Origin of the sequence: Streptomyces sp. NPDC085866, from assembly GCF_044541035.1 — a bacterium.
Classification (GTDB): Bacteria; Actinomycetota; Actinomycetes; order Streptomycetales; family Streptomycetaceae; genus Streptomyces.
Map to the genome: position 1 here is coordinate 138348 of NZ_JBITSQ010000018.1, position 19066 is coordinate 157413.

Below are 19066 nucleotides of genomic sequence, written 5' to 3' on the forward strand. Positions count from 1 at the left end.
GGGATCCGGTGGCGTGCCCCGGCCGCCCTCGCGGCAAGCGTGACGGTCCGGGGCTTCAAGGGCTTCAAGGGCTTCAAGGGCAGACGTAGGTGAAGCTCGCCTCGGCCTCCATCGGGGTCCGCTGGTGCGCGATCCGCAGCCGGGCGGTGCCCTGGAAGCGGCCGGGTCCGCGGACCGTCCAGCGCAGGTGCACCCGGAGCCGGCGCTCACCTCGGTGCGCGGTGCGGACCAGCTCGCCCGAGTCCTGGCCGTCCCCGCGCAGCCATCGGTACGTGACGGGTCCGCCCCGCCCGTCGGTGGTGACGACACCGACCAGGTCTGCCGTCCGACCGCAGTGCAGCGTCCCGGCGGGTGCCTGGACCCGGACGGCGACGACCGCGGGGGCGGGGGTCGGGCGCAGCAGGAGCCAGAGCAGGACGGCGGCCATCGCCACGACGGCGGTGCTGATGACCCAGCCCCGGTGTCTTCGGCGCGAGCGCTGCCGGGCGGGTACGGCGGCTTCGGTACGCCACCGGGCTCGCAGCACGTCCTGCTCGTCGGCCGGAATCCCGGGCCCGAAACGGAGCAGGATCTCGCCGGAGTCCTCCCCGGCGGGTACCGGGGGCGAGGTGATGCGGTGGCGCTTGCCGAGGACGGTGGCTTCGGTGTCGGGGGTGGTGGAGCTTTGGACGCGGCCGGGGGTGGTGAGCTGGTCGGCTGTGGCTGACGTTGTGAGCTGCTCGGCCGCTGCTGAGGCGGCGGGCCGGTCGGCGGGTCCCGAGGCAGCGGACCGGTCGCCGGGTCCCGAGGCAGCGGACCGGTCGGCGGGTCCCGAGGCGGCGAGTTGCTCGACCGCCGCTGCGGCAGTGAGGTGCCCGGCGGCTGCCGAGGCAGAGGACCGGTCGGCGGGCGCCGAGGCGGCGGGCCGGTCGCCGGGTCCCGAGGCAGCGGACCGGTCGGCCGGTCCCGAGGCGGCGAGTTGCTCGACCGCCGCTGCGGCAGTGAGGTGCCCGGCGGCTGCCGAAGCGGTGAACTGGTCGGCGGCTGCTGCGGCGGTGAGCTGCTCGGCCGCTGCCCATGGGTGAGGTGATGTGGCTCGCCGGTCCGGGGCTGTCGTGGCGGATGTGGGGGCGGTGGGCTCGGCGGCCCCCGGGCGTGGAGCGGTGGGCGCCGTTAGCGTCGGCGTCGGGTGCCCCGGTGGGGCCGGGCTCTCGGGAGCCGCTGGAGTCGGGGGTTGCGGTGGTGTGGCCGGTGCGGCGAACCGCGGAGCCGATGCTGCCGCCGCCACGCGCAGTGCCGTACGGCGCAGGAAGTCCGCCGGGAGTGCCGCGCGCCCGGCCACGAGCGCGGCCCGGGCCGCCGCGAGGCCCTCGGACCCGGCGGTGGTGGCGCAGTGGGCGAACAGGGCCGCCGCGGGGGTTCCGGCCTGGGTCCAGGCGGCACCGAGGGTGCGGGCCAGGGCGGCCCAGGCCGCCGTGTCGGCTGCCCGGCGGTCCGGGTGCGGAAGGTCGCCGCCCGGCAGGGGTACGGCCACCGCCCCCGTGTCCGCACGATCCGGGCGCGGCAGATCACCCGGCAGAGGTACGGCCACCGCCCCCGTGTCCGCACGATCCGGGCGCGGCAGATCACCCGGCAGGGGTACGACCGCCCCGCCGGTGTCCGCCGTCGGAGGTTCGGTGTGCGGCGCGTCGCCCAGCACCGTGCTCAGTCCCGCCTCGGACAGCAGGGCCACGCCGTCCGGCGCGAGGAACACGGTGTCCGGGCAGAGCGAGCCGTGGGCCAGGCCTGCCGCGTGCAGGGCCAGCAGGGTCTGTGCGGTCTCGTTGAGGATGCTCGCCGCGCTGCCCGCGTCCGGGCGGGGGCCGTCGGCGGACAGGACGTCGGCCAGCGCGGGGGCCGGCGTGCGGGCCGTGAGCAGCCACACCTCGCCGGCCTCGGCCACGAGGTCGACCGTGCCGAGCAGTCCTGGCAGCCGGAGCTTCGCCGTGGCGAGCACCGCGGCCGCCAGGCGCTCGCGGGTGCCCTGCGGCCCGAGCAGGGCCTGGTCGATGCGCAGCGCCCCGAGCACGGGCTCGCCGGAAGCGTCCGGGAGCAGGGCGTGCCAGGTGCCGAAGCGTGTGTCCCGTGACCAGCCGGACAGGGGCCGGCCGGCCACTGTGGTGGCTGTCGTCATGTCGATCCGTTCTCGTCGGGCGGTGTTCAGCACGGCGGTGCGTCCAGGGAGGCCGTCTGGGGGCCGTTGGCGGCCGCCGGGTCGCTGCTGAGCGTGACGTCCCAGGTCCCGCGGCAGGGGTGGTTGGAGAAGTCCGCCTCGAAGGTCAGGTCGTACCGGGTACTCCCGGACAGGGGCTGGGACTGGGAGCCGTACGGGTCGGCGGGGCTGTCGACGTAGTAGTTCGCGGTGACGCTCAGTGGACCGGTGCCCGTCGTCTCGACGGTCACGGCCGCGACGAGCGTGCCCGGTTTCTGCCCGCGCTGCCACGAGCCGATGGTGATGGTGATGTCGCCGGGCGTGGCCGCGCTGGGAGCCGCGGTGGTCGGGGTCCCGACCGGTGCGGTCGTGTCCGTGGACGCCGTGGGCGAGGACGACGGGCTGTCCGAGGGGGTGGCCGAGGGGGTGGTGTCGGCCGTGGGCGGGACGCTGCTCGGCGAAGTGGACGCTGAGGGTGAAGTGCCGTATTTCGTGGGTGAGTCGTGCGGTACGGGGGTCGAACTCGCGACCGTCGTCGACGTCTCGTGCGGGCGGCCCGTCGCATACGTCGCTCCGCCCGCGACGACCGCCAGCGCGGCCACCCCGCCGGTCGCCACCTTCCATCCCCCGCGCCTCAGCCGACCCAGCAGGGTGAGTGCGGTGGCCGAGCCGTCGAGCGTCGCGGTCGTGGTGAACGGGAACAACAGGGCCAGCAGCGCCGCGAGTTCGGCGAGCCGACGGCGGCCGCGCTCCTCCCAACCGGCGCCGTACCCCTCGGTGGCGGCCCGTTCCAGGTCGGTGAGGAAGGCCTCGACTCCGGGCCGGTCCGCCGGGTCCTTCGCCAGGCCCGTGCGCAGCAGCCCCCGCACCGGTGCGGGTACGTCGTCCAGCGGGGCCGGTGCGCGCAGGTGCTGAAGTCGCAGGGCCATCAGGTCGTCGGCGGGGAACGGGCGCCGTCCGGTCAGGCACTCGTAGAACACCACGGAGGCCGCGTAGACGTCGGCGGCCGGGCCGGCCGGCTCGCCGTCCCACTGTTCGGGCGCCATGTAGGCGGGCGTGCCGGCGGCCTCGGTCTCCCGGCCGCTGCGCACCGCGATGCCGAAGTCGGCCAGCGCGCTGGTGCCGTCGGCGCGGACCAGGACGTTCTCCGGCTTGTAGTCGCGGTGCACCACCCCGGCCGCGTGGGCCGCGCCCAGCCCGAGCAGGGAGCCCTTGAGCAGGACGAGCGCGGCTTCGGGGCCGGTCGCCCCGTGCCGGCGCAGCAGGTGGCGCAGGCTGACGCCGTCCACCGCCTCCATCACGATCGCGGCACCGGCACGTGCCTCGACGTACTCGTAGAGCCGCACCACGCACGGGTGCCGCAGCTCGCCGAGCAGTCGGGCCTCGGCCCGGAACCGGGCCAGGAACTCGCGGTCCGTGCGCAGGCGTTCGCCCAGGTACTTGATCGCGACGGGCACGCCGGTCGCGGTGTGCCGGGCGAGGACGACCCGGCCTCCGGCCCCTTCGCCCAGCGTGCGGACGGTCTCGTAGCCGGGTACGGCCCAGCCGGCGTCGTCGGTCATGCCGTCCCCTCCACGGGCGCGGCGGTCCCGGCGCCCTGCGGTACGTCCTTCGCATCCCGCCGGCGCCGTACCCGGCGCAGCACCCAGCGCACGGGGGCGGCCCACACCGGGAAGGCGATCAGGGCGACGACGGCCGCCTCGATCACCGTGGTCCACGGCTCGGCCAGCCGGCCTTCCAGCAGGTCGCCGATCCGGGAGCGCCAGGCCAGCAGGGCGAACGCGAGGAAGCCGTAGCTGCCCACAACGACGGCGAGGCCGTAGGCGGCCATGCCCGCCTGGCGCGGCCCCGGACGGTTGCCCGCGCGCAGGTCGCGCCACAGGCCCGTGCGGAAGTAGGCGCTCGCCTCCTCGCGCAGCCGCGGCACCCGCAGCGCGTCGGTCAGCGCCTGGTATCCGTCCAGCGGCATCAGCGGGTTGAAGTTGTAGAGCGTGTTCAGGTAGAGGCCGAAGGCCAGGTGGTAGAGGACGGCCGAGGCGGGTCCGGCGGGCAGCAGGGCCGCGCCCGTGGCGCACCAGCCCGCCAGCGCCGCCGTGGACAGCGGCCCGGACAGCGCCACCACGACCCGCGACCAGCGGGAGCCGAACCACATGTCGCTGGTGTCCACGAACGCGAACGGCATGCCCATCATCAGCAGGAACCCGCCGCGCCGGACCTTGCGGCCGTACGACTTCACGGCCAGCGCATGCGTCAGCTCGTGCACGAGCAGCGCGGTGACGTACCCGGCGGCCAGCAGGACCGGGCCCCACAGGCCCGCCCCGCCGAAGTCCAGCAGGTGATGCCGGTCCTGGGCGGCGAAGAACGCGACCAGGCCGCCGGCCACCGACAGCCAGGCGAGCAGGACTCCGGTCCGGGTGAACAGCCTCCAGCCGAAGCCCTGGTAGAGCCGGGTCACCAGCCCGTCGAGGCCGGGAACGGAGATCTCCAGTTTCAGCAGTGCCCGGTACACCGCGCGCGCCGCCCGGCGCCAGCCCTTCGGCCGCTCCTGCTCCGGCCGGCCGGGCAGACCGCGCAGCAGGCCGGCGTCCGCGAACGCGGCCAGCGCGGACTCGATGCGGGGCAGGGCGAGTTCGCCGTAGCGCTCTGCGTAGGCGAACAGCAGGTCCCGTACGGTGTTCTCGCCGTCGACGGCGTGCCACAGGAAGACCTGGCGCTCGTCCAGCTCCAGATAGCGGCCGGTACGGGTGGAGCTGAGCACCCAGCGGGGTGCGCCGCGTTCGGTGGGGATCCGTTTGAGGGCCCAGCCGGAGCGGCGGCGGGGGCGCGCGGTGAGCGGGCCGCCCGCTTCCGGGGCCTCGTCCTGTCCTGCGGTGGGCAGTTGGGTCAGCTGGGTGCCGACGACCATCGTGCGGGAGCCGATCCGGGTGTCGCGGGGCTGCTCGAACACCAGGCGTACGTCGCCCACGGACAGCTCGGTGCCGTCGGCGAGCGGGGACGCGCCGCCGTGCAGGTCGACGCCGGCGACGGCGGTGCCGTTGAAGGAGTCCAGATCCTCGATCCGGAAGCCCTCGGCGGTGCGGACGACACGGGCGTGGCGGCGCGAGACGCTGCCGTCGGACAGGACCACGTCGTTGTCCTCGTCGCGGCCCAGCGTGGTGACCGGGCCGGTCAGCGGGACGAGCAGCGTGGGGTCGTCGAGGCCGCGCAGCTGGGGCGCGGCGTACGACGTCGGCGCGGCACCCCGGCGCGGGGTGCCGCAGTGCAGGCAGTACGGGAAGTCGCGTCGCACGTGGACGCGGCAGACATGGCAGAGCATGCGGTGGCTCAGCCTCCGCCGGAACCGCTGAGGAACGTGCCACCGTTGAAGCCGCCGTCCGCGTCGGGCGCGGAGGGTGACAGGTGGGTGGCTATGTCGCCGGTACCGGGCAGGCCGATGCCACCGCGTACGGTCGTACCGTCGCGTCCGAGGGTGCCTTCGCGGCCACCGCCCCCGCTGGGACGGTTGGTGTTCTCCGGATCACCACCGCCCTCACCACCACCGCCACCACCGCTGTCACCGCTGTCACCGCCGCCATGGCCACCACCGCCACTCGGACGGTTGGTGTTCTCCGGGTCACCACCACCCTCACCACCACCGCCACCACCCTCACCACCACCATGGCCACCACCGCCACTCGGACGGTTGGTGTTCTCCGGATCACCACCACCCTCACCACCACCGCCACCACCCTCACCACCACCATGGCCACCACCGCCACTCGGACGGTTGGTGTTCTCCGGGTCACCACCACCCTCACCACCACCGCCACCACCCTCACCACCCTCACCACCACCATGGCCACCACCGCCACTCGGACGGTTGGTGTTCTCCGGGTCACCACCACCCTCACCACCACCACCGCCACCACTGTCACCGCCGCCATCGCCGCCATCGCGGTCGTAGATGCCTCCGTGACCGAAGTGACCGGCGTCCCCGCCGCCTTCACCGCCTACACCGCCGAAGCCGCCGTCCCCGCCGGCACCGCCGAAGCCGCCGTGGCCACCGAACCCGCCGTCACCGACACCGTCGCCACCGAGGCCGCCGTCGCCGAACCCACCATCGCCGAAGCCGCCATGACCGAACCCACCGTCACCGAAGCCACCGGCTCCCAGACCCCCGTCACCGAAGCCGCCGTCGGCACCGCCGCCGAACCCCCCGAAGTCTCCCTCGGCTCCGCCGAACCCGCCGTCGCCCCCGGCACCGAAATCACCGAAGCCCCCTTCGGCACCCCCGCCGAGGTCCGCGCCGACGCCCCCCTCGTTCCCTTGCTCGCCGAAGTCACCGAAGTCACCGAACTCGCCCGGCCCGCCGATCGGTTCAGCGGACGACCGGTCCAGCAGAGGGCCGCCGAGCAGGCTGTGGGAGCCGGTCGACGCCACGTCGACGCCGCCGACGCCCTCCTGACCCGCCGCGGGATCCGGCAGCTCTGACGAGTGACCGGCGGAAGCCGGGCCACCGGCGTCGTGGTCGCCGGAGACCTGGTCCGCCGGGACGGCGTGGGTCGTCGAGACGGCGTGGGTCGTCGAGACGTCGTGCCCGGCCCCGGAGACGTGGTCGGCCGGTACGGCGTCGTGGTCGGCCGGGATGTCGTGGTGTGCCAGCGCATGTGCCGCGCTGCCGAAGAACAGGGACGACTTGGACAGCCGGGGATCGAGTGCGGCCGGCCCCCCGTCGGTGCCGGACTCGATGCGGAGGGAGCGGAGTTCGGCGACCTGCGCGGGCGACAGGCCGAGTCTTCGCGCCACCTCGTCGGTGTCGCCGTCGAGTTCGGCGCGGAAGGCCGGGTCCACGGCCAGGCGGGTCAGAGCAGCACGATAGGCGTCGTCGGTCATGGTTCGGTCTCCGTCGGTCTGCGGGGCACTTATGCCGATCGCGGCGGAGCCGAGGATCCCCCCTGGTCGGCGGCAACTGCCATTTCCGGCCATCCCCGCCGATACCTGCAGGAGACGTTATAGAGCTCTGGCATGACCAGCGCAAGAGCAACAAGCAGGGCGGTAGGCGGGTCCCGGGCGTCCGGCCGGGCCACACGCCCACCGATCAGAAATGGCCACCGACCCACCGGCATGCCGTCGAGATGTCGAACAGGAAGCGGAAGCCTGCCCGCCGGTCAGACCTCCCGGTCTCCCCGCCGGAAGCGGGCGATCCACTCCGCCGTGGTGCGCAGGCCGCCGAAGGTGTAGAAGTGCACCTTCACCTCGCCGTGCCGTGCGGGGTCGTACCCCTGAGCGAGCGCGTGCAGGAAGCGGTCGGGGCCTGCCGTGCCCATGAGGTTGGTCAGCGAGAAGCCGTACTTGCGGGCGATGGAGGCGCTGGTGCCGACGCCGAAGCGAGTGGCGTAGGTCACCAGCCGGCGCACGCCGGCCGGGCCGGGGACGCCGATGCGCACGGGCAGGGCGACGCCCCGGGCGCGGACGTCCGCCACCCAGCCGAGCACCCGGTCGGCGTCGAAGCCGAACTGTGTGATGACGTCGCCCGCGATCCGCTGCGCCCCGAGCACCGCGCTCTTGTCGCCGAGCGCCGACCACAGGGTGTGTTCGGTGATCGCCGGGTGGCCCTCCGGGTAGCCGCTGATGCCGACGTGCCGTACGCCGTGGCGTTCGAGCAGCCCGGTGCGGATGACGGCGAGGGCGTCCTCGTACGGGCCCTCGGGGCGGGCGGGGTCACCGCCGACGACGAAGACGTTCTCGGCGGTGCCGTCCGCCGCCAGGCCGGCCAGGAACTCCTCCAGGTGCCGTTGGGAGGGCAGCCGGCGGGCGGAGATGTGCGGGACGGGGACGAAGCCGAGCCGTTTGACCGCGCGGGCGGCCGCGAGCCGCATGCCCGGGTCCTCGCCGGCGAGGAAGGTGACGTTGATCCGCGTGCCCAGGGGGATGCTGCCGTGCGCCTCCTCCAGCTTCGGCACGTCCTTGCCGGTCATCTCCAGGGAGAAGTCGTCCAGCAGCGAGGTGCCCACCGCGGGCGGGACGGTGGCGGTGGGGTTCATCGTGCTCCTCGTACGGCTGCCTGCGACCGCGCACGCCCGTCATCGGCTACGTACGACTTCGGTCCTTACCTCGGCCGATGATGCCACGCGTACTCGCGGGCAGAGCAGCCGGGAGAGGGGCCGGCCGGTGTCTTCTCGCTCACGTCGGTGACACGGGAGTGGCCCCCAGGCGTCCCTGGGCGTGCGTACCCGGCGCCGTGGCAGGTGTGTCGTGGGGCGTCGGGCCGCCCGGTCGCCGTGGCAGGAGGGCCGCCGCGGCCAGGCCGCCCAGGCCGATCACCGCCGGCGTGATCACCGCGGCGGCGTACGCGCCCTTGCTGAGGCCGGAGACCCAGGATGCCGGCGATCGCCGTGCCGAAGGACGAGCCGAGGTCGGACACGCTGCGGGACAGGTGGCACGAGGTCGGCGACCTCGCCGACTCCGCCGGGTCCCATGAACCGGGTGATCACGATGGCCGGGTCGGACCGATGCAGCTGCCGGACGGACCGGCCGTCGCCGTTCCGGTCCGTCCGGTCCGGGAGCCCCGCCGCCGGACGGCAGTGTCCGCCGCGCTCGCTGTCGCGGAGCGCGGCGGACACATTGGGCGAGTCGAAGCGGGGAGTGCACCAGCAGTCGACGTTCCCGCCGGACGACACCAGGGCCGCTGTCCGGAGGCCGCCGACCATGCCGTGGTCGGCGATGGGCGGATACCGGTCCGCCGGTTCTCCTACGGCCAGGTGCTGCTGCGGGTTCCCTGCGACCGGGTCGGTGCTCTACGGGCTCATGGTGGTCTCTTCCCCCTGGACCACGCACAGGGCCCAGATGATGAAGCCGGAGATCGCGATCATCACGACCGACCAGACCGGGTAGTAGGGCAGGGACAGGAAGTTGGCGATGATGACCAGCCCGGCGATGCCCACACCGGCGACGCGTGCCCAGGGCGCCGGCCGGACCAGGCCGAAGCTGACGACCATGGCGAGCGCGCCGAGGACCAGATGGATCCAGCCCCAGCTGGTGAGGTCGAACTTGAAGACGTAGTTGGGCGTCGTGACGAAGACGTTGTCGTGGGCGATCGCCATGATGCCCCGGAACACACCGAGCAGTCCGGCGAGCAGGAGCATGACGCCCGCGAAGGCCGTCAGGCCGCCCGCCCACTGCTGTTTGGCGGTGCGCTGGCCCGCTGCACGAGTGGTGTGGCTGGGACGTGTGGGGTGTGTCGCGGCCATGCGGCTGCCTCGATTCGTTCTCGTGGGTGGTGCTCAGTGTCCGGACGTGGTGGGGGTGGAGCCGGGGCGCTGCGCCGGTCCGGCGCCGCTGAGAACCAGCTCCTTGGCCCTGCGGTACTCGTCCTCGGTGATGTCGCCGCGGGCCCGGATCTCGGAGAGCTTGGCCAGTTCGTCGACACTGCTGGTCGGTGCGGTGCCTCCCTTCGCGGTCTCACGGACGTAGGAGTCGAAGGCCTCCTGCTGTGCGCGCGCCTGCGCGATCTCCCGCTTCCCCATGCCCTTGCCACGGGCGATCACGTAGACGAGGACGCCCAGGAAGGGCACACAGATCACGAAGAGCAGCCAGCCCGCCTTGGCCCAGCCGCCGATGTCGTCGTCACGGAAGACGTCGACGATGACCCGGAACAGCAGGATGAACCACAGGATCCACAGGAAGAACCACAGCATGGTCCAGAAGGCGCTCAGCAGCGGATAGTCGTACGCGAGGTAGTTCGTCGCGCTCATGCTCTCTCCTCCGTCCGGGGCACCGGCCCGGAAGAGCTCCTGAAGCTCTCAGGCCGGTCACTGCCGTTTTCAGCGTGCACACGGCGAGGCGGGAGAGTCCTCACCCGAGGCGGGTGATCGTGGCGGGTGAGGACGGCGGCCGGGACGCCCGCCCGCTCACTCCACCCGGTCCGAGGTGCCCTGCAGCACGCCGCTCCGGCGCAGCGCGGACCGCCACGAGAAGGCGACCCACACCTCGGCCAGGCCCAGCAGCACGAGCCACAGGCCGAGCAGCCGGGTCAGCACCCGCGCCGACTCGGTGGGCAGGGCCAGCACCACGATCCCGGCGACGATGCCGAGCACCGCCGCGGCCAGGACGACACCGCGGTGCGGGAGGTCCTTGGCCGAGATCGCGGTGTAGAGGGTCACGATGCCGGATGCCAGCCAGGCGAGCCCGACGATCAGCGACAGCGCGGTGATGGTCTGCAGCGGGTTGCGCAGACAGAGCACGCCGGCGAGGACGAAGAGCACCGCGACCAGCACCCCGGCGAAACGTTCGCCATGTGCCTCGCGGGCGAAGGCCGTGACGAACCGGAACGCGCCGGCGAGCAACAGGTAGAGGCCGATGATGACGGCCAGGACGTGCAGCGTCTCGTCCGGCCAGACGAGGATCAGCACGCCGGGTACGAACGTCACGACGGCCGACCCCAGAATCCAGGTCCACGACCCGGCGAGCGCCGTCATGGCGTCCCCGGGGCCGGCGGTCGTCCCGTCGGACGGGTGCGGCGGTCCGGTCGGTGCCGGACCACGCGACTCGGTCATGGCTCCTCCTCGCGCGATCGAACGGGTCGCCTCCGGACCGCCGGCGGGGGCGGCGTGCGCAACCCCTCACCGGAACAGCGTGCCGCGCCGGGCCGCTGCGGCGGGTCACCCACCACGGGTGATCCCTGTGCCCGGCCGCGGGGGTGGGGTGGGTGCACGGGCGGGCGGGCCGTGCGCGGTCCTGCCGCCCCCGCGGCAGCCGGGGCCGGGAGCGGACGGCTGGCCGCCGGAACTGGAGAGTGGATCATGACCGCACCGAGCGCCTTCACCGGCTCCTCGTCGCTGGCCGACCGCGCGGCCTACGGCCGCGACGCCCGTACCCGCGCCCCACGTTCGGGCCACAACGTGTTCGAGCCCGCACCGGACCGGCCCGACGTGATCGATGTGCTGGAGCGTCAGTCGGCCACCCGGGTGCCCGAGTTGGTGCCGATCCGCTACGGCCGCATGCTCGAGTCCCCGTTCCGCTTCTACCGGGGCGCGGCCGCGGTGATGGCGACGGACCTCGGCCCGCTGCCCGACACCGGGCTCCAGGTGCAGCTGTGTGGAGACGCCCACCTGCTGAACTTCCGGCTGCTGGCCTCGCCGGAGCGCCATCTGGTCTTCGACATCAACGACTTCGACGAGACCTTTCCGGGACCGTTCGAGTGGGACGTCAAGCGGCTGGCGGCCAGTTTCGTCATCGCGGCCCGTGCCAACGGGTTCCCGGCCAGGCAGCAGGACGACGCGGTGCGCACCTGCGTTGCGGCCTACCGGGAACGGATGCGGGAGTTCGCCGGCATGCGCACGCTGGACATCTGGTACGCCCAGGACGACGCCGACCGGATGCGCGCGCTGCTGGCCTCCGCGATGGACAAGGAGGGCAGGCGCCGTACGGCCGAGGCGGCCGCGCGCGCCCGTACCCGCACCTCGATGGAGGCCTTCGCCAAGCTCACCCGGCGCACGCCCGCGGGCCGGCGGATCGCTCCGGACCCGCCGCTGATCATCCCGCTGCGGGATCTCCAGGGCTCGGCCGCCCGGCAGAACGAGGACAAGGAGCTGCAGACCCTGCTGGAGGGCTACGCGCGCACCCTGCCCTCGGACCGGCGGCACCTGCTGCGTCACTACCGGCTGGTGGACATGGCCCGGAAGGTGGTGGGCGTCGGCAGCGTCGGGACCCGCTGCTGGATCCTGCTCCTGCTCGGCCGGGACGACGACGATCCCCTGCTGCTGCAGGCCAAGGAGGCGCAGGAGTCGGTGCTCGCGGCGCACACGGGTGGCGAGCGGTACGACAACCAGGGCCGCAGAGTGGTGACCGGGCAGCGGCTGATCCAGACCACCAGCGACATCTTCCTGGGCTGGACCCATGTGCTGGGCTTCGACGGACACGGCCGGGACTTCTACGTACGCCAGCTGCGCGACTGGAAGGGCATCGCCCGGCCGGACACCATGGACCCGCCCCTGCTGAACCTGTTCGGGCAGGTGTGCGGGGCCTCCCTGGCCCGGGCCCACGCCCGCTCCGGGGATCCCGTCGCCATCGCCGCGTACCTGGGCGGCAGCGACCGCTTCGACCGCGCGCTGACCGATTTCGCGCAGGCGTACGCGGACCAGAACGAGCGGGACTTCGCGGCCCTGCGCGAGGCGGCGCGTTCGGGCCGGATCAGGGTGGCGGTGCCATGAGCGTCGCTGTCACTCCGGCAGTTGCCGCATCTCGACGACCCGCAGCCCCAGCGACTGGAAGCGGGTCAGCAGCCCGTAGAGGTGCGCCTCGTCGATGATGCGACCGAACAGCACCGTCTGACCGGACATCTTGACATGGTCCAGCTCAGGGAAGGCCTTGGTCAGCGTCTCCGACATGAGTCCATCGACACGGATCTCGTAGCGCATGTGCCGTTCTCCCGCCGCGGGCCTGCTGCGGTCTTCTTGCGATGCTGCTCCGCGCGGCGGCGCCCGGCCTCACCCGGCACAGGTGATCCGGGGTCCGGGTTCAGTGCGACAGGGCGAGCTTGAACGAGATGATCACGAGGCCGAGCAGCAGATTGATCGCGGCGGTGACCGACACCAGCCGCCAGGAGGCTCCCGCCTGCCGTGCCCCGGCCGCGGACCAGCCCACCTGCCCGGCCACGGCCACCACGACCGCCAGCCAGACGGCACCCTCCACGCCCAGGCCCAGCAGCGGGCTCACGACGACGGCGAGCGCGGGCGGGACGGCGGCCTTGACGATCGGCCACTCCTCGCGGCACACCCGCAGGATGGTCGCACGGTCCAGGGACCCGTGCGCGAGGCGGGCGCCGAACAGCTGGGCGTGGACGTGCCCGACCCAGAAGACGAGGCCGGTGAGCAGCAACAGCACCACCAGTTGCAGGCGGGGAAACGCTCCCAGGGCCCCGGCGCCGATCACCACGGACGCGGCGAGCATCGACCCGTAGACCGCGCCCGTGTAGTCGGCATGGGCGCGGCGCCCGGCGCGGCCTGCCCGCGCTGTGGTGTCGTCGGTCGAGGACATCGCCGTGACCCTTCGTACTCACTCGGTGGCGTCGGTCGGGGCGTCACCTTTCGACGACCGCGGGCGCCGGGCTGGTGCGGTCGGCAGGTGGGGTGTGACGAGGAGACTCGCGAGGGTGATCCCGCCGGTGGCGAAGATGGCCGCCTTCAGGCCGTCGAGCTGTGCCGCGGCGTACGACTCCGTGACGGCGTCGACCTCGGACGGCGGCAGTCCGGCCTGCTCGGCCGCCGAGCGCACCTGGTCGGTCGGCACGAAGTTGACGCCTGCTTCCAGGGCGACACCGGTCTGCCGGCGCGCCTCGTCCGACAGCTGCGGGTTGTCCTGTACCTGCACCGTGAACGCGTGTGCCAGCGCGCCGATGAGGATCGACCCGATGAGTGCGGTGCCCAGCGCCGAGCCGAGGTTCTGCGCCGTGAACTGCAGGCCGCCGACCTCGCTGCGTTCCGCCTCGCCCACGCTGGACTGGACGACGTTGCCGAGCTGCGAGGCGAGCAGTCCCATGCCGATGCCGAGCACCGCCATGGCCCCGGCGAACTGTGCGTCGTCGATGACCGGGTCGATGGTGGCCAGCAGCCACACGATGGCCGCCGCCAGCATCAGCAGGGCCAGCCGTACGACCCGGCGCGGCCCCGCGGTACGCCCGAGTCGGGCGGCGGTCAGGGAGGTGACGAGCATCGTGACGGACACCGGCAGCAGCCGCAGCCCTGTCTGGAAGGCGTCGAAGCCCTGCACCACCTGCAGATACAGCGGGATGGCGAAGAACAGGCCCAGCAGGATCAGGTTCTGGCCCAGCAGGGTCAGCAGACCGGATCGCAGGGGCGGCACGCCGAGCAGGGACAGGTGCACCAACGGATCGGCGCCCTTGGCCTCACGTCGGCGCTCCCAGTGCACGAAGAGGGCCAGCACGGCCACCCCGGCGGCGACGACGAACAGGGTGGGCGCGAAGCCCAGGACGGTGAAGGGCGGGTTGCGCGGCTCCACCCAGCCCCAGGTGCTGCTCTGCAGCACCCCGAGCACGCCCAGCCCCAGTCCGGCAGCCGAGAGCGCCGCACCGATCCCGTCCAGCCGGGGCGGCGGTCCGGTCCGCGCGGACTCGCCGATCACCCGGTGGCAGCACAGGACGGCGACGACGACCACGACCTCGCCGGCGAAGACCAGCCGCCAGGTCAGATACGTCGTCACCCAGCCGCCCAGCAGCGGGCCGACGGCGATGCCGGCACCGGCCAGCCCACCGATCACGCCGTAGGCCACCGCCCGGTCCCTGCCCCGGTAGGCCTCGGCGACCAGGGCCGCCATGGCCGGCAGCACCATCGCGGCACCGAGGCCCTCGATGACGGACCAGCCCAGCGCGAGGACCCACAGGGTGGGCGCCAGCGCGGTCACGGCGGACCCGATGCCGTAGACGACCAGGCCGAGCAGGAACAGGCGACGGCGGCCGTGGATGTCGCCGAGCCTGCCCCCGATGATCATGAATGCGGCCATCACCAGCGCGTACAGCGTGATGACCGCCTGGATCGAGGTGACCTCGGTGTGGAAGTCCTCGACCAGTTGGCTGATGGAGACGTTCATGACGGACGTGTCCAGGACCATCAGGAACTGGGCCGTCCCGAGCACGATCAGGGCTCGCCAATGTCCCACGCCACCACCTCGGCTCACATCAGTCCGCGTTCACGGGCCCGCCGGACCGCCTCGCCGCGCCGGTTCACGCCGAGCTTGCGGTAGACGCTCTTGAGGTGGGTCTTGACCGTGTTCACGGAGACGTACAGGTCGGCGGCGATCTCTTCCGTGGACATCATCTGGCCGAGGCGCCCCAGCACCTCGAGCTCGCGTCCGCTCAGCTCCTCGACGACCAGCGGCGCCCGCTCCTCGGCCACGCGGGGAGCGGGGTCGCCGGAGGTGAGCCAGCCCGCGGCGAGGCTCTGCAGCGGCGGGGTGTCCAGCAGGTGCCGAATGCGTGGTCCGGCTTCCAGGAACGGGCGCCGCAGCCGCTCCCGCCGGGCCTCCAGCAGGGCCCGGGCGAGCAGCTTGCGGGCGGTGGCGACGTCCCCGGTGTCCTGCGCGGCGCGGGCGCGCACCAGCGCGGCACACACGCTCACCGCCGGGCCGGTACGGCTCCGGGTGCGCAGCTGGTCCACCAGGCCGAGGGCCGCGTCCCGGTTGCCCACGGCGAGCTGGGCCCACGCCAGTTCCGCCGCGTACGCCGGCTCGGTGCCGTAGGGCACGTCGTCCAGCACCTTCGCGGCGGTGTCCGACCGGCCCTCGGCCAGCTGGGCGGCGGAGGTGACCAGCGCCGTGTGGACCTCGGCCCACGGGGAGGTCACGTCGGCCGGGACGGCGGGGTCGGCGGCCTCCGCGGCGGCCCGTGGGTCGCCCCGCGCCAGCAGCAGCCGGGCCGTCACGAGGGATCTGCCCGCCGCCGTCACCGGGTCGAGCGCGGCGGGGCCGGAGTCCGCCGCCTCCTCCAGGAGGGCTTGGGCCTGCGCGAGGTCGTCGCGGTCCACGGCCACCGCGGCCAGCACCAGCCGCCCGAGATCCGCGCCGGAGGGCCGGTGCAGACCGAACTGTTCGGTCTCGCTGAGCGCCGCCAGCGCCTTGCGTTCGGCCCGGCCGAGCCAGCCGTTCAGGTAGTCGATCAGCGCCAGCTGTCCCAGGGAGTCCTGGCGGGGCAGTGCGGTCGCGACGCCGCTGGGGCAGCCGACCACCTCGGACAGTGCGGCCCGGGCGTCCTCGAAGCTGCCGGCCCACAGCCGGGTCGAACCCAGATGGGTGAGCAGGAGTGCGGTGAGTTCGGGGTGCTTCTCCAGGAGGTGGGCCGGGACCTCGTGGCGCAGTTCCTCGGCCGTCGCCACGGCCTTCTCGGCCCGGGAGGGAGAGCCGGTCAGCCGGGCGGCCAGCGACTCCAGCAGCACGCAGCTCAGCCGGAGCGCGGGATCGGGCTCCTCCTCGGCCAGCTGCTCCTCGGCCTGGCGCAGATGGTTCAGGCCGCGTTCGAGGTCGTGCTCGGCCAGGTCGCGGGCGGCCCGGACCACGTCCGGGGCCGCGCCCTCGGCCTCGGGCCCCATCCGCGCGAACAGCTCGCCGAGGTCGTCCGCGCGCAGGCCGGTGAAGAACTGCCCGATCGCGAGGTCGTCGACGAGGGCACCGGCGGTGAACTCCCAGTCGCCGGCGGCGGCGCCGTGCGCCAGCGCCTCCGGCAGGGACCCGGTGGACCGCAGCCACTCCCCGGCCCGCCGGTGGAGTTCCGGCTCCAGGCCCGGATGGCGGGCCCGCAGATGAGCCCGGAGGATCTCGCCGAACAGCGGATGCAGCCGGTACCAGGCGTGCCCGAGGTCCTCGACGAACGCGTTCTGCCGGTGCAGGCCGGCCAGGACCGGTTCGAGACCGCTGCGGCCCGTGAGCGCCTCCGCCAGCGCGGGGCAGAAGCGGTCCACGACGCTGACGCGCAGCAGGAGGTCCTGGGTGCGGGCCGTCTGCCGTTTCAGCACCTCGGCGAGGAGGAAGTCGGCGACCGTGCTCCGGCCCGCCTCGAACTCCCTGAGGTAGGCCTCGGGATCCTCGCTCTCCTGGGCGGCCATGGCGCACAGGCGCAGTCCGGCGGCCCAGCCCCGGGTGCGCTCGACCAGGGCCCGGGTGGCGTCGGCCGGGAGCCGCAGGCCGTGCAGCTCCAGGAGGTCGGCCGCCTCGTCGGGGGTGAAGGCCAGCTCGGCGTCCCGGATCTCGGTCATGGCAGCGGCCGCCCGGTAGCGGTGCAGCGGCAGCAGCGGTTCGGTGCGGGTGACGAGGATCAGCCGCAGTCCGGGCCCGGCGTGGTGCAGGACGAACTCCAGCTGCTCCGCGGTCTGGGGGGCCGTCTGGCGGTCGAACTCGTCGAGGACCAGGATCGCGGGCCGGTCGTGGCCGCTGAGTTCGTCGGCCAGGCGCGCCAGCAGCTTGTGGTCCACGTGGCTCGCGTCCGCGGGGCAGCCGATGTCGGCGCAGAGCGGTACGCCGGCGGCGCGCAGGGCGTGCAGCACGTAGGCCCAGAACATGCCGGCGCCCTGGTCCCCGGCCTCGTTGGTGAACCAGGCGACCGGTCGCCCGAGTCCGGCGGCCCAGTCCGCGACCAGCAGGGTCTTGCCGGCCCCGGCCGAGCCGTTGACCATCGTCAGCGGCGTGCCGAGGGCCTTGTCCAGGTGTTCGACCAGCCGCGGGCGGCGCAGGAAGGTGGCCGGCCTGGCCGGCGGGGCGAACCGAGTCTGCAGGAACGGCTCGCCCAGGGGATCGGCACACACGTCGGCCGGTCCCCCGGTGTTCTCTTTCCTCGTGGCCATCGGGTCACCACCACGGTCCGTGAGGCAGTGGGCGGCGCTCCACTCGATCAGAATCGCAGGCTTCGCGCTCCGGCGCAGTTCACACGGGTCCGGCGGCCCCTCGCGCTTGCTGTCAGGGCCGGTCGGCGGGCGGTTGCGGCGCCGCTCGGACCGCGTCCTGCTCGGTGCGGCCGCCGGCCGCGAGCACCGCGAGCACGGCCAGCACGGCGAGCAGGACGACGACCAGGAGCAGGACGGTGAGCACGGTCGGGTGGTTCCAGAGCGCGAAGACGAGCACGACGACCAGCAGCGCGGCGAGGGTGAGGCCCTTGCGGTAGGCCAGGGTCCAGGTGCCGACGCGCCCGGTGTGGACGTGGTGGGCGGCCGCCCACCGGGCGGCGGAGTCCGCGGTGTTGTCGGAGGCGCCCCGGACGGCCACGGGCAGGCGGCCCGGACCGACGAGGTAGGCGCCGAGGGCGATGACCACGCCCAGGACGACGGCCGTCCGCAGGCTGACCTTGAGGAAGCGGAGCAGGGTGTCGAAGACGGCCGCGGCGGCGGCCTTCGACTGCACCTGGGGCGGCAGGTGGTCCAGGTAGTAGCGGCGGGCGACGACCAGGGCGACGGCCACCACCAGACAGGCGAAGGCGGCGCCGAGGGCGGTGCGTGCCAGGGCCCGGCGTCGCTGGCGGGCCAGGAAGACGCCCAGGGCGCCGAGGAGGACGACGAGGACGGGGAACCAGTTCCCGACGACGTCGAGCAGGTGTGCGCCCTTACGGGCCTTGGCGAGCTGGTCGGAGTGGAAGAGCACCATCTGCTTGTCCACGTCCGGGATCTTCTCGGCGGGCTTCAGGCCCGCGTCGACCAGCTCCTTCTTCACCTCGTCGACGGCCGTACCGACGTTCAGGGTGACCGTGCCGCCGCTGACCCCGACGGCTCCGCGGCCCTCGCCGGTCAGGGCGTGCACGACGGCCTGGTGGGCGGCGCGGTTGGCGGTGCGCCAGGTCGTCGCGAACACGTCGCTGTCGACGACACGGGTGGCGATCTTGGTCACCGCCTGGTTCACGGCGGAGTCGATCTGCGGCCCCAGCCCCTTGAGCGCGTCGGCGGCGCGGGGCGGCAGCCCCTGGGACTGGAGCCAGGTGGCGATGTCGGCGGCGACCTGCGGGCCGTTCACCCGGGCGCCCACGGCCTCGGTGATCCGGTGGACCGCCGCGTCCTGGACGGCCGGGTCCGTGGCCAGCGGCGCGACCGTGGACACGTACCGGTCGGTGTCGAGCGCGATGTCCTTCACCCAGACCGCGAGCAGGGCGACGGGGACGAGGATGCAGGTCAGCACGATCAGCACGGCCGAGGCGGTGCCGCGTGCGGCGCGCGCGGCCGCCCCGCCCCCGCTCCGGCGCGCCCCTGCTTCACCGTCGGCCGCGGGCTCGTGGTCCGGGCTCGGGGGGTGCGGGGCGGGCGGCTCGGTCACGGTGCCTCCGGCGCAGTGGGGGTGCCTGAACCCCCATTGCGTCAGCCGCACCGGCGCGGCGCGCGCTGGGCAGGCCGAACGGAGGACGCCGAGGCCTGTCGTCACATTCCCGTCGTC

Annotated in this window: 15 protein-coding genes; 3 read left to right on the plus strand and 12 right to left on the minus strand. The window is 73.6% G+C overall.

Features of this window, described 5'->3' with window-relative positions; genetic code table 11:
- Positions 1 to 73: 73 nt before the first annotated feature.
- Genes ACIF83_RS36965 through ACIF83_RS36975 form a run of 3 tightly spaced genes read right to left on the minus strand, consistent with a single transcriptional unit; the run spans position 74 to position 5459 of the window.
- Positions 74 to 2152 carry a hypothetical protein gene (locus ACIF83_RS36965; RefSeq protein WP_399733770.1) on the minus strand — a complete coding sequence of 693 codons (2079 nt, stop codon included), beginning with the start codon at positions 2150 to 2152 and terminating at the stop codon, positions 74 to 76.
- A 26-nt stretch (positions 2153 to 2178) separates the two neighbouring features.
- Positions 2179 to 3732, minus strand: a complete 1554-nt coding sequence (locus tag ACIF83_RS36970) for a serine/threonine-protein kinase (protein WP_399733773.1) — start codon at positions 3730 to 3732, stop codon at positions 2179 to 2181.
- A complete protein-coding gene (locus tag ACIF83_RS36975) occupies positions 3729 to 5459 on the minus strand; it encodes an FHA domain-containing protein (protein WP_399733776.1) in 1731 nt (576 codons plus the stop codon). Before ACIF83_RS36975 ends, ACIF83_RS36970 begins: the two co-directional genes overlap by 4 nt.
- A 110-nt stretch (positions 5460 to 5569) precedes the next feature.
- On the opposite strand from ACIF83_RS36975, the gene ACIF83_RS36980 reads away from it, so the two are divergent.
- On the plus strand, positions 5570 to 6640 hold the full coding sequence (locus tag ACIF83_RS36980) for a hypothetical protein (RefSeq protein WP_399733779.1): 1071 nt from the start codon (positions 5570 to 5572) through the stop codon (positions 6638 to 6640).
- A gap of 3 nt (positions 6641 to 6643) precedes the next feature.
- Positions 6644 to 7165: a hypothetical protein gene (locus ACIF83_RS36985; RefSeq protein WP_399733782.1), complete on the plus strand. Its 522-nt coding sequence runs from the start codon at positions 6644 to 6646 to the stop codon at positions 7163 to 7165.
- 152 nt (positions 7166 to 7317) lie between these two features.
- On the opposite strand, the gene ACIF83_RS36990 is transcribed toward ACIF83_RS36985, so the two are convergent.
- The 4 genes from ACIF83_RS36990 to ACIF83_RS37005 all read right to left on the minus strand — a co-directional run bounded on the left by ACIF83_RS36990 (position 7318) and on the right by ACIF83_RS37005 (position 10704).
- On the minus strand, positions 7318 to 8193 hold the full coding sequence (locus tag ACIF83_RS36990; RefSeq protein ID WP_393481544.1) for a methylenetetrahydrofolate reductase: 876 nt from the start codon (positions 8191 to 8193) through the stop codon (positions 7318 to 7320).
- A 753-nt stretch (positions 8194 to 8946) separates the two neighbouring features.
- On the minus strand, positions 8947 to 9399 hold the full coding sequence (locus tag ACIF83_RS36995) for a hypothetical protein (protein ID WP_393481547.1): 453 nt from the start codon (positions 9397 to 9399) through the stop codon (positions 8947 to 8949).
- A 33-nt stretch (positions 9400 to 9432) separates the two neighbouring features.
- Positions 9433 to 9903: an SHOCT domain-containing protein gene (locus ACIF83_RS37000; RefSeq protein WP_393481550.1), complete on the minus strand. Its 471-nt coding sequence runs from the start codon at positions 9901 to 9903 to the stop codon at positions 9433 to 9435.
- Positions 9904 to 10059: 156 nt separating this feature from the next.
- Entirely contained in the window at positions 10060 to 10704 is a 645-nt protein-coding gene (locus ACIF83_RS37005; RefSeq protein ID WP_399733786.1) for an HdeD family acid-resistance protein, read from the minus strand.
- Positions 10705 to 10950: 246 nt separating this feature from the next.
- On the opposite strand from ACIF83_RS37005, the gene ACIF83_RS37010 reads away from it, so the two are divergent.
- Positions 10951 to 12360, plus strand: a complete 1410-nt coding sequence (locus ACIF83_RS37010) for a DUF2252 domain-containing protein (RefSeq protein WP_393481556.1) — start codon at positions 10951 to 10953, stop codon at positions 12358 to 12360.
- A 9-nt stretch (positions 12361 to 12369) separates the two neighbouring features.
- Here the strand turns inward: ACIF83_RS37010 and ACIF83_RS37015 are convergent, their stop codons facing one another.
- From ACIF83_RS37015 to ACIF83_RS37035, 5 genes are all read right to left on the minus strand, one after another.
- Positions 12370 to 12567: a hypothetical protein gene (locus tag ACIF83_RS37015; protein ID WP_386576123.1), complete on the minus strand. Its 198-nt coding sequence runs from the start codon at positions 12565 to 12567 to the stop codon at positions 12370 to 12372.
- Positions 12568 to 12667: 100 nt separating this feature from the next.
- Positions 12668 to 13186 carry a hypothetical protein gene (locus ACIF83_RS37020; protein ID WP_393481559.1) on the minus strand — a complete coding sequence of 173 codons (519 nt, stop codon included), beginning with the start codon at positions 13184 to 13186 and terminating at the stop codon, positions 12668 to 12670.
- Between the two features lie 18 nt (positions 13187 to 13204).
- Positions 13205 to 14824, minus strand: coding sequence for an MFS transporter (locus ACIF83_RS37025; RefSeq protein WP_398140310.1), 1620 nt, complete (start codon positions 14822 to 14824; stop codon positions 13205 to 13207).
- 14 nt (positions 14825 to 14838) lie between these two features.
- Complete coding sequence (locus ACIF83_RS37030; RefSeq protein WP_399733791.1) at positions 14839 to 17496, minus strand: LuxR C-terminal-related transcriptional regulator; 2658 nt, start codon at positions 17494 to 17496, stop codon at positions 14839 to 14841.
- A 112-nt stretch (positions 17497 to 17608) separates the two neighbouring features.
- Positions 17609 to 18949, minus strand: coding sequence for a hypothetical protein (locus tag ACIF83_RS37035; protein ID WP_399733794.1), 1341 nt, complete (start codon positions 18947 to 18949; stop codon positions 17609 to 17611).
- Positions 18950 to 19066: the final 117 nt, after the last annotated feature.

Bases quoted from the DNA above. Each gene is read 5' to 3' on its own strand.
- ACIF83_RS36965 (WP_399733770.1), bottom strand. From the start codon at position 2,152: ATGACGACAGCCACCACAGTGGCCGGCCGGCCCCTGTCCGGCTGGTCA.
- ACIF83_RS37010 (WP_393481556.1), top strand. From the start codon at position 10,951: ATGACCGCACCGAGCGCCTTCACCGGCTCCTCGTCGCTGGCCGACCGC.
- ACIF83_RS37030 (WP_399733791.1), bottom strand. From the start codon at position 17,496: ATGGCCACGAGGAAAGAGAACACCGGGGGACCGGCCGACGTGTGTGCC.
- ACIF83_RS36990 (WP_393481544.1), bottom strand. From the start codon at position 8,193: ATGAACCCCACCGCCACCGTCCCGCCCGCGGTGGGCACCTCGCTGCTG.
- ACIF83_RS37015 (WP_386576123.1), bottom strand. From the start codon at position 12,567: ATGCGCTACGAGATCCGTGTCGATGGACTCATGTCGGAGACGCTGACC.
- ACIF83_RS37000 (WP_393481550.1), bottom strand. From the start codon at position 9,903: ATGAGCGCGACGAACTACCTCGCGTACGACTATCCGCTGCTGAGCGCC.
- ACIF83_RS36970 (WP_399733773.1), bottom strand. From the start codon at position 3,732: ATGACCGACGACGCCGGCTGGGCCGTACCCGGCTACGAGACCGTCCGC.
- ACIF83_RS37005 (WP_399733786.1), bottom strand. From the start codon at position 10,704: ATGACCGAGTCGCGTGGTCCGGCACCGACCGGACCGCCGCACCCGTCC.
- ACIF83_RS36995 (WP_393481547.1), bottom strand. From the start codon at position 9,399: ATGGCCGCGACACACCCCACACGTCCCAGCCACACCACTCGTGCAGCG.
- ACIF83_RS37020 (WP_393481559.1), bottom strand. From the start codon at position 13,186: ATGTCCTCGACCGACGACACCACAGCGCGGGCAGGCCGCGCCGGGCGC.